The sequence below is a fragment of the Paraburkholderia sp. BL6669N2 genome (assembly GCF_003387275.1).
Taxonomy (GTDB): domain Bacteria; phylum Pseudomonadota; class Gammaproteobacteria; order Burkholderiales; family Burkholderiaceae; genus Paraburkholderia.
Genome location: NZ_QUNA01000001.1, coordinates 2,146,313 through 2,159,384, shown reverse-complemented (window position 1 = coordinate 2,159,384; position 13,072 = coordinate 2,146,313). Strand labels below are relative to the sequence as shown.

Sequence of the window (13,072 nt, the reverse complement as noted above, 5' to 3'; positions counted from 1 at the left end):
TGCGGCCAGGTCTGACGGGGATTCGGAAAATAATGGCTCGGGTCGACGGACGGCATGACGCCGGGCTCGCAACGACGCGCCTGCGGCAAGCGACGGCGTTCGCCCTGGCGGCCATGACCTTGACGCTTGCCGCCTGCGATGCGGGTGCGCCGGGCACGGCAGCTGCGGCAAGCACCGATGCTGGCGTAGCGGCTTCGGCCACGCCGGTGGCGGCGTCGGCGGTGCAGGCGGCGGCTCATGAAGCGGGCCAGTCTCGCGCCCAGGTCTACGAATCCGTGCGGCAGATGACGGCGCTCGGCAAGCAGCTATTTTTCGACGCGTCGCTCTCCGGTTCGGGCAAGCTCGCTTGCGCGTCGTGTCACAGTCCGGACCATGGGTTCTCGCCGGCCAATGCGTTGTCGGTGCAACTGGGCGGCAGCGACATGCACCGCACCGGCATGCGCGCCGCGCCGACGCTGAAGTATCTACAGTCGGTGCCGGCGTTCGCCGAGCACTATCACGAGTCGGATGACGAAGGCGACGAAAGCGTGGATGCCGGACCCACCGGCGGCCTGACCTGGGATGGCCGCGTCGACCGGGGCGGCGACCAGGCGCGCATTCCGCTGCTGTCGTCGTTCGAAATGGGCAGCACGCCGGCCAAGGTCACCGCGGCCGTCAAGGCCGCGCCATACGCGGACGCGTTCCGCGCGGCATTCGGCGCACGCATTTTCGATAGCGACGACGCCACCTTCAAAGCGGTGCTGCAAGCGCTCGAAACCTTCGAGCAGACGCCGGAAACCTTCTATCCGTACACCAGCAAGTACGACGCGTATCTGGCGGGCAAAGCGCAGTTGACGCAAGCCGAACTGCGTGGCCTGCAACTCTTCAACGACGAGAAAAAAGGCAATTGCGCGAGCTGCCACATCAGCCAGCGCACCCTGGACGGCGCGCCGCCGCAGTTCAGCGACTTTGGTCTGATCGCGATCGGCGTGCCGCGCAATCGCGCGCTGTCCGTGAATCGCGATCCGCGTTTCTACGACCTCGGCGCTTGCGGCCCGGAGCGCACCGATCTGAAGGGACGTGCCGAGTTTTGCGGCATCTTCCGCACGCCGACGCTGCGCAATGTGGCGTTGAAGAAGAGCTTTTTCCACAACGGCATCTACCATTCGCTCGATCAGGTGGTGCGTTTCTATGCAGAGCGCGACACGAACCCGGAGAAGTTCTATCCGGTGACGAAAGGCAAAGTGCGGAAATTCGACGATCTGCCTCAGCAGTACTGGGCCAATCTGAATACCGATCCACCGTTCGACCGCAAGCCGGGTGACAAGCCGGCGCTCGACGAGGCTGAAATCAAGGACGTGGTCGCGTTCCTGAATACGCTGACAGACGGATATAAGGCGGGGAGCGGGGCGGCCGATTCAGTGGCCGCGAAGTGAGGCGGGTGACGCGATGACGGCTGGCGTAGCCGGTCGCTAGAGTCGAGATTAATTGCCGGCGTTCGCCAGCATGTAATAGCAGCCGGCGAGCAGCAGCGCGAAGGACAGCAACAGGCAGGCGACGCCGACGCGCGTCAGCAGATTGGGCCAGCGGGCGTGAGGCAGCGCGTCCATCCGCACGGCGCGCCGCGCGAGTCCGGGATCGCGGCTCATCGCAACTGGCGCGAGCGCGGCGCACAGCAGCGCAAGCGCGATAGCAATGGTTTTGAGGACGGAGAGGGTGTGCATGGTGAGGCCTCTTCAGATTCTGATTGGCGCGGAGGCGCAACCGAACAATCTTAAGAAAGCGTCCTGGTGGCAGGAATGGGAGCTGTCCTAAAATTAGGGGCGCTCACTGGGCCGGCGGCGCACGCTCCCCGGAAATGAGTCACGTCCCTGTGCGAGGCTGGCGCTCGTTTTATCCGCTTCGGCAGGCGGTCCCTTCGAGGGGGACATGCTATGCTTTTGGGGTCCAGATCACGAGACGCCATGCGCGCTCGAGACCGCCGAACACTTCCGAGGAGAACCCTTCATGTCGATGCGAACCCGCGTCCTGTCTCAACTGACCGCCGGCAGCCTGTTGCTGGGTGCTGCGGTCGGCGCGCAAGCGGCAAATCTTGGCTTTCTGAACGACACGCCGATCAGCTACATGAAGCAACGCGACATCGACTCCGTCAAAAAGGCGGTCTTCGCCGCATTGAACGACAAGCAGGACGGCGAAACCGCGAACTGGGTCAACGAAGGCACGGGCAATAGCGTGAAGATCGACGCCGCGATCACGATGGCCAGCACGGCCAAAGAGGGCGATCGCACCTGCCGCGACCTCGGCGTCGTGTTGAGCGCCAAGGGACAATCGATGAACCTGCGCCCGCAGTTCTGCAAGCAGGGCAGCGGCACCTGGCAATTGCAGAAAAAGCACTGAGCGTGCAGGCCTTGATGGCGGCGCGCGCCGCCTGGCAGCCGACGCGGCCCGAGGCCATGCGCGTGCGTGTCGAAGGATCCGCGCGTTTGTCTGAGATGGTGTGGCGATGAGCACACGGATTATTTCGTGCGGCATCGTTTTGCTCGATCCGGACGGCCGCGTGCTGCTTGCGCACGCCACCGAAACGTCGCACTGGGACATTCCGAAAGGACACGGCGAAGAAGGCGAGGCGCCGCATGTCACGGCGCTGCGCGAGATGGTCGAGGAGACCGGTATCGCCATAGCGCCCGAGCGTCTGAAAGACCTCGGCCTGTTCGTCTATCGGCGCGACAAGGATCTGCATCTGTTCGGCGCGCGTGCCACCGTCGACGAACTCGATCTGAGCGTGTGCACCTGCACGTCGCTCTTTCCGCGCCGCTCGGACGGCACGCTGATTCCCGAAATGGATGCCTACCGCTGGGCCGCGCCCGACGAAGTGGACAAGTATGCGAGCCGCAGTCTCACGCGGCTCTTTCAGACCACACTGTCGCTCGCGGAACTGCATCGGTCGCTATAGCGGCGAGGCCATGACCGCGTGACGCTTCAGTCGAGCGCGCGGTCGTTCGGATGCGCGAACAAGGCGCGATTCTGCTCCGATAGCGGAAAATTCAGATTGATGCCGCGCGGCGGAATGGGTTGCGTGAACCACTGTTTGTACAGACGCTCCGCTTCGCCGGACGTCTGGCCGCGCGCGATCACGCCGTTGATGAGGGCGCGGAACGGTTCGTCGCCCTTGCGGAACATGCACGCGTAGACTTCGTAGCCCAGCGGCGTGCCGGTCACCACGAAGTCGTCGGGACGCGGATCGGTCGACTTGAATCCGTACACGATCGGCTCGTCCATCACGAAGGCCACGGCGCGGCCGTCCTTGAGCGCGTTGAAGGCCTCGGAATGGTCGCGCGCACTGGTGATGCGCATGTTCAGGAGCTTGTCGGTGTTCAGGCGGCGCAGCAGGCGTTCATCCGAGGTGCCCGCGGTCGTCACGACCGCTTTGCCGGCCAGATCCTGAAAATCCGTGATGCCGGCGTTCTTGCGCGCGATCATGCGCACCGCGTACTGGAAAAAACTGTTCGAGAACGCGGCCACGTTTTCGCGTTCCACCGTGTGGGTGGTCGAGCCGCATTCCAGATCGATCTGGTTGTTCAGCAACATCGGCGTGCGGTTCGACGAGGTCACCGTGATCTCGTGCACCTTCAGTTGCGGCATGCCGAGCGTCTTCTTGATCTCTTCGACGATCTGCAGCGCGATGGTCTGCGAGTAGCCGACCGTGCCCTTGCCGTCGAAGTAAGAGAAAGGAATCGAAGCTTCACGCACGCCAAGCACGACCACGCCGTCGTCGTGGATTTTTCTCAGCGTGCCGGTGAGTTCATCCGCCTCAGCGGCGCAACTGAGCGACGCTGCTGCGAAGGTGATCAGCGCCACGAGCGCGCAACCCGCGCCATGGGCGAAACGCGCGGCGTATGCCGTGTGCCCCGTCGTGTGCCGGGTACGGGCCCCGCGACGGCCTGCAACTTTCATCGGACCTCCCGGACTGGCGTGTGCGGATGCCGCGCCGCCGCCGTCGATGGAAACATGGTGCAACAAAACGGCGTGCATCTTTCGATCAAGACGCACGCCGTAACCAACCTCAGATGCGCGGTAAAGGGTGCGTTCCAGCTTACGCCGGCTTGCCCCAACTGTCGCGCAGACTGACGATGCGATTGAATACGGGCTTACCCGGCTTCGAATCGACGCGGTCGGCGACGAAATAGCCGTGGCGCTCGAATTGATAGCGCTGTTCCGGCAGCGCTTCGCGCGCGCCCGGCTCAAGGTAGGCGTTGACCACGCGCTTTGAATCCGGATTCAGCGCTTCGAGGAAATCGCGGCCGCCGGCGTCCGGTTGCGGCTCCTTGAAGAGGCGGTCGTAGATGCGCACTTCGGCCGGGCACGCGGCTGCCGCGCTGACCCAGTGGATGTTGCCCTTGACCTTGTAGTTGTTCGCGCCTTCGGTGCCCGACTTGCTGTCCGGGAAGTAGTTGCAATGGACCGCGACGATGTTGCCGTTCTCGTCTTTATCCGCACCGACGCATTCGATCACGTAGCCGTAACGCAGACGCACCTTGTTGCCCGGGAACAGGCGGAAGTAGCCCTTCGGCGGCGTTTCGTTGTAGTCGTCGCGTTCGATCCACAGTTCGCGCGAAATCGGAAACTCGCGCACGCCCATTTCCGGATGATGTGGATGAACCGGCGCATTGCACGGCTCGGTGACGCCTTCGGGGAAGTTGTCGATGATCAGCTTGACCGGATCGAGCACGGCGGCGGTACGCGGCGCCTTCTCGTCCAGATCGTCGCGCAGCGCGCCTTCGAACACGCTCATGTCGATCCACGAATCGACCTTGGTCACGCCGATGCGCTCGCAGAACAACTGGATCGCTTCCGGCGTGAAGCCGCGCCGGCGCACGCCGACGATGGTCGGCATACGCGGATCGTCCCAGCCGTCCACATGGCCTTCGGTCACGAGTTGCAGCAGCTTGCGCTTGCTGGTGATCGCGTAGGTCAGATTGAGTCGCGAGAATTCGATTTGCTGCGGCAGCGGGCGCGTGAAAATGCCGGCCTCGGCGAGCTCGTTCAGAATCCAGTCGTACAGCGGACGATGGTCTTCGAACTCCAGCGTGCACAGCGAATGCGTGATGTTTTCCAGCGCGTCCGAGATGCAGTGCGTGTAGTCGTACATCGGGTACACGCACCACTTGTCGCCGGTACGGTAGTGATGAGCGAAACGAATCCGGTAGATCACCGGATCGCGCATGTTGAAGTTCGGCGACGCCATGTCGATCTTCGCGCGCAGCACGTGCTCGCCTTCCTGGAACTCGCCGGCCTTCATGCGGCGGAACAGGTCGAGGTTCTCCTCCACCGAACGCTCGCGGAAGCGCGACGGCGTGCCGACTTCGGTAGCCGAGCCGCGGTTCGCGCGCATTTCTTCGGCCGACTGGCTGTCCACGTACGCCTTGCCGCGCTCGATCAGCAGTTCGGCGAATTCGTACAGCTTGTCGTAGTAGTCGCTCGCGTAGTAGAGCTCGGACTTGCCGTCTTTCTCCCACTCGAAGCCGAGCCAGCGCACGGCGTCGATGATCGAGTCGACGTATTCGACGCTTTCCTTTTCCGGGTTGGTGTCGTCGAAGCGCAGATGGCACACGCCGCCGTAGCTGCGCGCCACGCCGAAATTCAGGCAGATGCTCTTGGCGTGACCAATATGCAGATAGCCGTTCGGCTCGGGCGGGAAGCGTGTTTCGACGCGCTGGCCCCACTTGCCGGTGCGGTTGTCGTCGTCAATGATGTTGCGGATGAAATTGGATGCCGCTGGCGCGTCGTTGCGTTCGGTATTCATGCGAGAAGGTGAGAGTCTGTCGGGGGCGCGCAATGCGTCCTCTTATACGACAATTCTACCTGACGAGCCCCGTTGCGACAGGCGAGTGCGGCGCGCAGCCAACGTTTGAGCCATTTTGACGGTGATTGAGGGGGCAGGCCGGCGCTGTAACAGGAGGTAAAACGTTTTGTTCACGCGAGCGCCGCCGACTTAGGATGCGAGCGGCGCGGGTTCGCCCACGCTGGCTGTGCGGGTTGTCCGCGTCAGTGTGCTGGCGTCGCGATGGGCCGTATGCGCCCGCTTTCGCGTCGTCGCATCGGGCAGCCAGTCAGGCCGCATTTCGTGCGGCTTGAGTCCTCGGGCGGGCGAGCAGCGCGCATCGAGAGGTGCATTAGCCGCCTCGCCGCGCCTCAAAGCCCGCCCCCGATTTTTCCCGGGGCAGTGCAGCTTGCCCACCACGCGCAGCGCGCGCGCTCGTCGCAGCGATCCTCGCAGGCCGCACTGCCCCTTGTCGCCTTGCATGAATTCCTGCCGTTCGTGCACCATGGCGCCCTCAGTTGCCGGAGTTTCTCGGATGTCTGTCCCGACGCACGGCGCGCCTCGCGCGCCTTTCACTTTTCTTTCCCTGACCCGGATCCTGACCGTGTCGGCCGTGCTCGCCTCCTTCGCGGGCGGCACGGTCGCGCTGGCGAAAACGCCGCCGCCCAAGGCCGTGTTCGACGCATCGGCGGTGGCCGTGCCGGACCGCTACAGCGCGGATACGGCGCAGCAGATCTTTGCCGCCGGTGGCAACGCGGTGGATGCCGCTGTCGCCGTCGCCTTCACCCTGGCCGTGACCGCGCCGGATGCGGGCAACCTCGGCGGCGGCGGGTTCATGACGGTGTTCATGGACGGCAAGCCGTATTTCCTCGACTATCGCGAGAGCGCGCCGCGACAGGCGACCCGCGACATGTATCTCGACGACAAGGGCAATCTGCTGCCGGGCATGAGCGCCGTCGGCCATCGCGCGGTGGCCGTGCCGGGCACCGTCGAGGGCATGTGGGAAGCGCACCAGCGTTTCGGTAAACTGAAGTGGAAGCAGGTGCTCGCGCCCGCGATCCGCTACGCCACCGATGGTTTCCAGGTCGAACCGTGGTTGCAGCAACGCCACGACGCAGCCGCGAGTAATTTCGCCGGCAAGACCAATTTCGATGCCTACTTCTCCAGTCTCAAGGCGGGCGTGACATATCGCCAGCCTGAACTGGCGCAGACGTTGTCGCGCATTGCAAGCGACGGCGGGCGCGAATTCTACGAAGGCCGCACCGGCGACCTGATCGCCCAGCAGATGTACGGCCACGGTCTGGTCACGAAACAGGATCTGCTTCAGTACAAGGCCGTGTGGCGTCAGCCGCTTACCGCCGACTGGAACGGCTATCAGGTCGTCACCGCGCCGCCGCCGAGTTCGGGCGGCGTGGGTCTGATCCAGATGCTGAAGATGAAAGCCGACCTGAAGCCGGCGTTCGACGGCCTCGAACTGAATTCCGTGCCGTACATCCATCTGATCGCGCAGATCGAGGACCGCGTGTTCGCCGATCGCCAGCAATATCTGGGCGATCCGGATGCGTACAAAGTGCCGAGCGCCAAACTGATCGACGACGCCTACCTTGCCCAGCGCGCCGACGAAGTCAAACCCGACGAAGTGCCGGGCGCGACGCCGGTCAAGCCGGGACTCGGCGACGCTGTTCCGGAGAAGGCGCAAACCACACATTTCTCAGTGGTCGACAAGTGGGGCAACGCCGTGTCGAACACTTACACGCTGAACGGGGACTTCGGTTCCGGCGTGGTGGTGGACGGCGCCGGCTTTCTGCTGAACGACGCCATGGACGACTTCGTGACCAAACCCGCTGGCGCGAACAGTGCCGAACTGAACACGGTGGCGCCGGGACGCCGTCCGCTGTCGTCTATGACGCCGACCATTCTGCTGAAGGACAACAAGGTGTCGCTCGTGATCGGCACGCCCGGCGGCTCGCGCATTCTGACGTCGATTTTCCAGGTGATGACCGACCTGTACGACTTCAACATGTCGCCCACCGACGCGCTCGCCGCCATGCGTTTTCACCACCAGTTGCTGCCGCCGAAGACGATCTATTTCGAGCCGTATCGTCCCATCACGGGTGAGTTGGCCGAGCAGTTGCAGGCCAAGGGCTACACGCTCGAAGGACAGTCGTTCAACGGCGACGTGCAGATGATCCGCATCGAGGGCACGACGCCCGTGCCGGCGGCGGATCCGCGCGGCGTGGGCGTGGGGCGCGTAATGCATTGACGCGGCGATGCGGGCTTGCGCCGGCGCGAGCAAAAACCACAGGCCAAAAACAATAAACTGCGACTAACAACCGACACGGGGAACGCGGATGAGCGTACGAAAACAACCCACCACGCTGGTGCTGCCGGGCTACCAGAATTCCGGCGCCGGCCACTGGCAGACGCGTTGGGAAGAACTGAATCCGGCCTTCGCGCGGGTGCGGATGCCGGACTGGGATCATCCTGAACGCGACGCCTGGTGCCGCACGCTAGACGCCGCCGTGGCCGCCGCCGATGCGCCCGTGGTCTTCGCCGCGCACAGCCTCGGCTGCCTGACGACGGCTTTCTGGGCAGCGCAATATGCGAGCGCCGCGCAGCTTGCGAAGGTGGCGGGCGCGTTGCTGGTCGCGCCGCCCGATCCGGCCGAGGCGCATTTTCCGCGGGACGCGCGCGGTTTCGCGCCTGTGCCGCTCGAGCGGTTGCCGTTTCCGACCATTGTTGTCGCCAGCAGCGACGATCCCTACGGCGGCGTGCCGTTTTCACAGACCTGTGCGAACGCGTGGGGCAGCCGCTGGATCGACCTCGGCTCGCGCGGCCATATCAACGCGGACAGCGGGCTCGGCGATTGGGACGAAGGGCGTAAGTGGCTGGAGTCGTTCGGGCCGCGCTAGCCGCCCGCGCCGTCGATTTGGGAGTCCGTTTCCGCGCTGGGTTCATCGCGACGTTGCGCTCCGCGGCGCACCTCGCATCTTCGGAGCTTGCGGCGGCCCGACTGCGGACTCAAATCACGGACTGGCTCCGCAACGCCGCAATCCTCGCTTCGTCATAGCCCAGCACGTCGCGCAAGATGCTCTCCGTGTGCTCCCCGAGCATGGGCGGATGCGTAAGCGCTTCAGGCGGCGTACCGGTCATATTGATCGGATTGCGCACCAGCTTGACCGTTCCGCCCGACGGATGCGGCAGGTCCACCTGGAGCCCACGCGCCAGCACCTGCTCGTTCTCGAACACTTCGCCGAGATCGTTGATCGGCCCGCACGGCACACCCGCCGCCTCGAGCGCGGCGATCCATTGCTGCTTGCCCTGCAGGCGGACCATCTCCGCGAGAATCGGCACGAGGATGTCGCGGTTGCGCACCCGCGCCGGGTTGGCGGCAAAGCGCCCGTCGTCCGCCAGTTCCGGGCGGCCGCCCGCTTCGACGAACTTGCGGAACTGACCGTCGTTGCCGACCGCGACGATGATCCACCCGTCGCTCGTCTGGAAGGTCTGATACGGCACGATGTTCGGATGCGCATTGCCCCAGCGCACCGGAGGCTGGCCGCTCGCCAGGTAGTTCGAGTTCATGTTCGCGAGCATCGCGACCTGCACGTCGAGCAGCGCCATGTCGATGTACTGGCCTTCGCCCGTCCGGTCGCGGTGGGTGAGGGCGGTGAGCACGGCGATAGTCGAATACATGCCGGTCATGAGGTCGGCAATCGCGACGCCGGCCTTCTGCGGACCGCCGCCCGGCTGGCCGTCGCGCTCGCCGGTAATGCTCATGAAGCCGCCGATGCCTTGCACGATGAAGTCGTACCCGGCGCGCTGCGCATACGGCCCGGTCTGCCCAAAGCCGGTCACCGAGCAATAGACGATGTCGGGCTTCACTTCTTTGAGCGATGCGTAGTCGAGGCCATACTTCTGTAGCTGACCTACCTTGTAGTTCTCCAGCACCACGTCGCTCTGCGCGGCCAGTTCCCGAATGATCCGCTGGCCTTCGGGCGAGGCGATGTCCACGGTGACCGAGCGCTTGTTGCGGTTCGCCGCAAGGTAGTACGCGGCCTCGCGCGTGTCTTCGCCTTCGGGCGTCTTGAGGTACGGCGGCCCCCAGTGGCGGGTGTCGTCGCCGACTTCGGGGCGTTCGATCTTGATCACGTCGGCGCCGAAATCGGCGAGCGTCTGCGCGCACCAGGGGCCGGCGAGTACGCGTGTGAGATCCAGCACGCGGATATGACTGAGAGCGCCCATATTGTTCGATGTCTCCTTCTTCGTAGCCAAGGCGGCGCGCGAGGCGCTGCGGGATGGAGGCAATCTTAAGCGATTCCCGCGCGCTGGCGCAGTCGGCCGAACGGTATAGGACGAATGACGGGCCTCGCAAAGTGCCGCCATGTCCCACGGCGCCCGCTCGATCCTGGCCGAACGGCCAGCCATGCAGCCCGCGCCGCCGCGCACGGGCGCCGATCCCGTATAATCAGTCGTTTAAGAAACAAACAGTTGGCGCATCCCACGATGCCGCCGGTAACAGCCAGGGAACTGGCAAACCCGTCCCCCGCACGCCATGAAAGCCGCCGAAATCCGCGAGAAATTCCTCAAGTTCTTCGAATCGAAGGGCCATACGATCGTTCGCTCGTCGAGCCTTGTGCCCGGCAACGACCCGACGCTGCTCTTCACCAATTCGGGAATGGTGCAGTTCAAAGATGTGTTCCTGGGCGCGGAATCGCGCCCGTACTCGCGCGCCACGACCGCGCAGCGCAGCGTGCGCGCCGGCGGCAAGCATAACGATCTGGAAAACGTCGGCTACACCGCGCGTCACCACACGTTCTTCGAAATGCTGGGCAACTTCTCGTTCGGCGACTACTTCAAGCGCGACGCGATCCACTACGCGTGGGAGTTGTTGACGGGCGTGTATCAGCTGCCGAAAGACAAGCTCTGGGTCACCGTCTATCACGAAGACGACGAAGCGCACGACATCTGGGCGAAAGAGGTGGGCGTGCCGGTCGAGCGCATCATCCGCATCGGCGACAACAAGGGCGCGCGCTACGCATCGGACAACTTCTGGCAGATGGCCGACGTGGGTCCGTGCGGCCCGTGCTCGGAAATCTTTTACGACCACGGCCCGGAAGTCTGGGGCGGCCCGCCCGGATCGCCCGAGGAAGACGGTGACCGCTACATCGAGATCTGGAATCTCGTGTTCATGCAGTTCAGCCGTGACGCGCAAGGCAACATGACGCCGCTGCCCAAGCAGTGCGTCGACACCGGCATGGGTCTGGAGCGTATCGCCGCCGTGCTGCAGCACGTGCACAGCAACTACGAGATCGACCTGTTCCAGGCGCTGATCAAGGCCGCGGGCCGCGAAACCGGCGTGAGCGATCTGACCAACAACTCGCTGAAGGTGATCGCCGACCACATCCGCGCGTGCTCCTTCCTGATCGTCGACGGTGTGATTCCGGGCAACGAAGGCCGCGGCTATGTGCTGCGCCGCATCGTGCGCCGTGCGATCCGCCACGGCTACAAGCTTGGCAAGAAGGGTTCGTTCTTCCATCGCATGGTGGGCGATCTCGTCGCGCAAATGGGCGGCGCATACCCGGAACTGAAGGAAGCCGAACAACGCGTGACCGACGTGCTGCGTCAGGAAGAAGAGCGCTTCTTCGAGACCATCGAGCACGGCATGTCGATTCTCGAGAGCGCGCTGGCCGACCTCGAAGCCAAGGGCGGCAAGACGCTCGACGGCGAACTCGCATTCAAGCTGCACGACACGTACGGCTTCCCGCTGGACCTGACGGCGGACGTGTGCCGCGAGCGCGAAGTGACGGTCGACGAAGCCGCCTTCGACGAAGCCATGGCGCGTCAGCGCGAGCAGGCTCGCGCGGCGGGCAAGTTCAAGATGGCGCAAGGCCTCGAATACTCGGGCGCGAAGACCACGTTCCACGGCTACGAAGAAATCGTCTTCGACGACGCGAAGGTTATCGCGTTGTATGTAGATGGCGCCTCCGTGCAGGAAGTGCGTGACGGCCAGCAGGCTGTCGTCGTGCTGGACCACACGCCGTTCTACGCGGAGTCGGGCGGCCAGGTCGGCGACCAGGGCGTGCTCGCCAACGCGAGCGTCCGCTTCGCGGTGAGCGATACGCTAAAGGTGCAGGCCGACGTGGTCGGTCATCACGGCACGCTCGAACAGGGCACGCTGAAGGTGGGCGACGTCGTCAAGGCGGAAATCGACGCGGTGCGCCGCGCTCGCACGCAACGTAACCACTCGGCCACTCACCTGATGCACAAGGCGCTGCGTGAAGTGCTCGGTTCGCACGTGCAGCAGAAGGGCTCGCTCGTCGACGCGGACAAGACCCGTTTCGACTTCGCGCACAACGCGCCGATGACCGACGAGCAGATCCGCCGCGTAGAAGAAATCGTCAACGCCGAAGTGCTGGCGAATGCGCCGGGCATCGTGCGCGTCATGCCGTTCGACGAAGCGGTGAAGGGCGGCGCGATGGCGCTGTTCGGCGAAAAGTACGGCGACGAAGTCCGCGTGCTCGACCTGGGCTTTTCGCGTGAGTTGTGCGGCGGTACGCACGTGCATCGCACCGGCGACATCGGCCTCTTCAAGATCGTCATGGAAGGCGGCGTGGCGGCGGGCGTCCGCCGCGTGGAAGCGATCACGGGCGACAACGCCGTGCGCTTCGTGCAGGACCTCGACGCGCGTATCAACGCGGCCGCGGCTGTGCTGAAGGCGCAACCGTCGGAACTGACGCAGCGGATCACCCAGGTCCAGGACCAGGTGAAGTCGCTGGAGAAGGAACTGAGCGCGCTGAAGTCGAAGATGGCGTCGAGCCAGGGCGACGAGCTGGCCGGTCAGGCGATCGAAGTCGACGGTGTGCATGTGCTGGCGGCTACGCTCGAAGGCGCGGACGTCAAGACGCTGCGCGAAACAGTCGACAAGCTGAAGGACAAGCTGAAGAGCGCGGCGATCGTGCTGGCATCGGTCGAAGGCGGCAAGGTGAGCCTGATCGCCGGCGTCACGGCGGATGCGAGCAAGAAGGTCAAGGCAGGCGATCTGGTCAACTTCGTGGCGCAGCAGGTCGGCGGCAAGGGCGGCGGCCGTCCGGACATGGCTCAGGCTGGCGGCACCGAGCCGGCGAATCTGCCGGCGGCGCTGGCCGGCGTGAAGGGTTGGGTCGAAGGCCAGCTTTGATTCTGATGTGATTGGGCCACGCGCGGCGCTGGAAGATCAAGCGTCTCGCGTGGCCCGAGTTTTTTTCGGAGTCTGGCGCGCCGGGTTCCGAATGG

At 64.5% G+C, this 13,072-nt stretch carries 11 protein-coding genes; 6 read left to right on the top strand and 5 right to left on the bottom strand.

The window, feature by feature from the left end; all coding sequences use genetic code 11:
* Window positions 1–32 precede the first annotated feature (32 nt).
* A complete protein-coding gene (locus B0G80_RS09835) occupies window positions 33–1,415 on the top strand; it encodes a cytochrome-c peroxidase (RefSeq protein ID WP_181919940.1) in 1,383 nt (460 codons plus the stop codon).
* Window positions 1,416–1,463: 48 nt separating this feature from the next.
* On the opposite strand, the gene B0G80_RS09830 is transcribed toward B0G80_RS09835, so the two are convergent.
* A complete protein-coding gene (locus B0G80_RS09830; RefSeq protein WP_116117863.1) occupies window positions 1,464–1,703 on the bottom strand; it encodes a hypothetical protein in 240 nt (79 codons plus the stop codon).
* A 283-nt stretch (window positions 1,704–1,986) separates the two neighbouring features.
* On the opposite strand from B0G80_RS09830, the gene B0G80_RS09825 reads away from it, so the two are divergent.
* Together B0G80_RS09825 and B0G80_RS09820 are read left to right on the top strand one after the other, a co-directional pair.
* On the top strand, window positions 1,987–2,376 hold the full coding sequence (locus tag B0G80_RS09825; protein WP_116117862.1) for an RT0821/Lpp0805 family surface protein: 390 nt from the start codon (window positions 1,987–1,989) through the stop codon (window positions 2,374–2,376).
* Window positions 2,377–2,482: 106 nt separating this feature from the next.
* Entirely contained in the window at window positions 2,483–2,932 is a 450-nt protein-coding gene (locus tag B0G80_RS09820) for an NUDIX hydrolase (RefSeq protein ID WP_116117861.1), read from the top strand.
* 26 nt (window positions 2,933–2,958) lie between these two features.
* Here the strand turns inward: B0G80_RS09820 and B0G80_RS09815 are convergent, their stop codons facing one another.
* The 3 genes from B0G80_RS09815 to B0G80_RS46380 all read right to left on the bottom strand — a co-directional run bounded on the left by B0G80_RS09815 (window position 2,959) and on the right by B0G80_RS46380 (window position 6,307).
* A complete protein-coding gene (locus B0G80_RS09815) occupies window positions 2,959–3,933 on the bottom strand; it encodes a transporter substrate-binding domain-containing protein (RefSeq protein ID WP_116119600.1) in 975 nt (324 codons plus the stop codon).
* A gap of 139 nt (window positions 3,934–4,072) precedes the next feature.
* Entirely contained in the window at window positions 4,073–5,782 is a 1,710-nt protein-coding gene (locus B0G80_RS09810; RefSeq protein ID WP_116117860.1) for a glutamine--tRNA ligase/YqeY domain fusion protein, read from the bottom strand.
* A gap of 189 nt (window positions 5,783–5,971) precedes the next feature.
* A complete protein-coding gene (locus tag B0G80_RS46380; RefSeq protein ID WP_116117859.1) occupies window positions 5,972–6,307 on the bottom strand; it encodes a hypothetical protein in 336 nt (111 codons plus the stop codon).
* Window positions 6,308–6,335: 28 nt separating this feature from the next.
* Here B0G80_RS46380 and ggt point away from each other — a divergent pair, with 28 nt between their 5' ends.
* Complete coding sequence (gene ggt / locus B0G80_RS09800) at window positions 6,336–8,063, top strand: gamma-glutamyltransferase (protein WP_116117858.1); 1,728 nt, start codon at window positions 6,336–6,338, stop codon at window positions 8,061–8,063.
* Window positions 8,064–8,151: 88 nt separating this feature from the next.
* Window positions 8,152–8,712 (top strand): alpha/beta hydrolase, encoded by a 561-nt coding sequence (locus B0G80_RS09795; protein ID WP_116117857.1) that lies wholly within the window; start codon window positions 8,152–8,154, stop codon window positions 8,710–8,712.
* A gap of 109 nt (window positions 8,713–8,821) precedes the next feature.
* Here B0G80_RS09795 and B0G80_RS09790 read toward each other — a convergent pair whose 3' ends face one another.
* Window positions 8,822–10,042: a CaiB/BaiF CoA-transferase family protein gene (locus B0G80_RS09790; RefSeq protein WP_116117856.1), complete on the bottom strand. Its 1,221-nt coding sequence runs from the start codon at window positions 10,040–10,042 to the stop codon at window positions 8,822–8,824.
* Window positions 10,043–10,352: 310 nt separating this feature from the next.
* On the opposite strand from B0G80_RS09790, the gene alaS reads away from it, so the two are divergent.
* A complete protein-coding gene (gene alaS, locus B0G80_RS09785; protein ID WP_116117855.1) occupies window positions 10,353–12,977 on the top strand; it encodes an alanine--tRNA ligase in 2,625 nt (874 codons plus the stop codon).
* Window positions 12,978–13,072 lie beyond the last annotated feature (95 nt).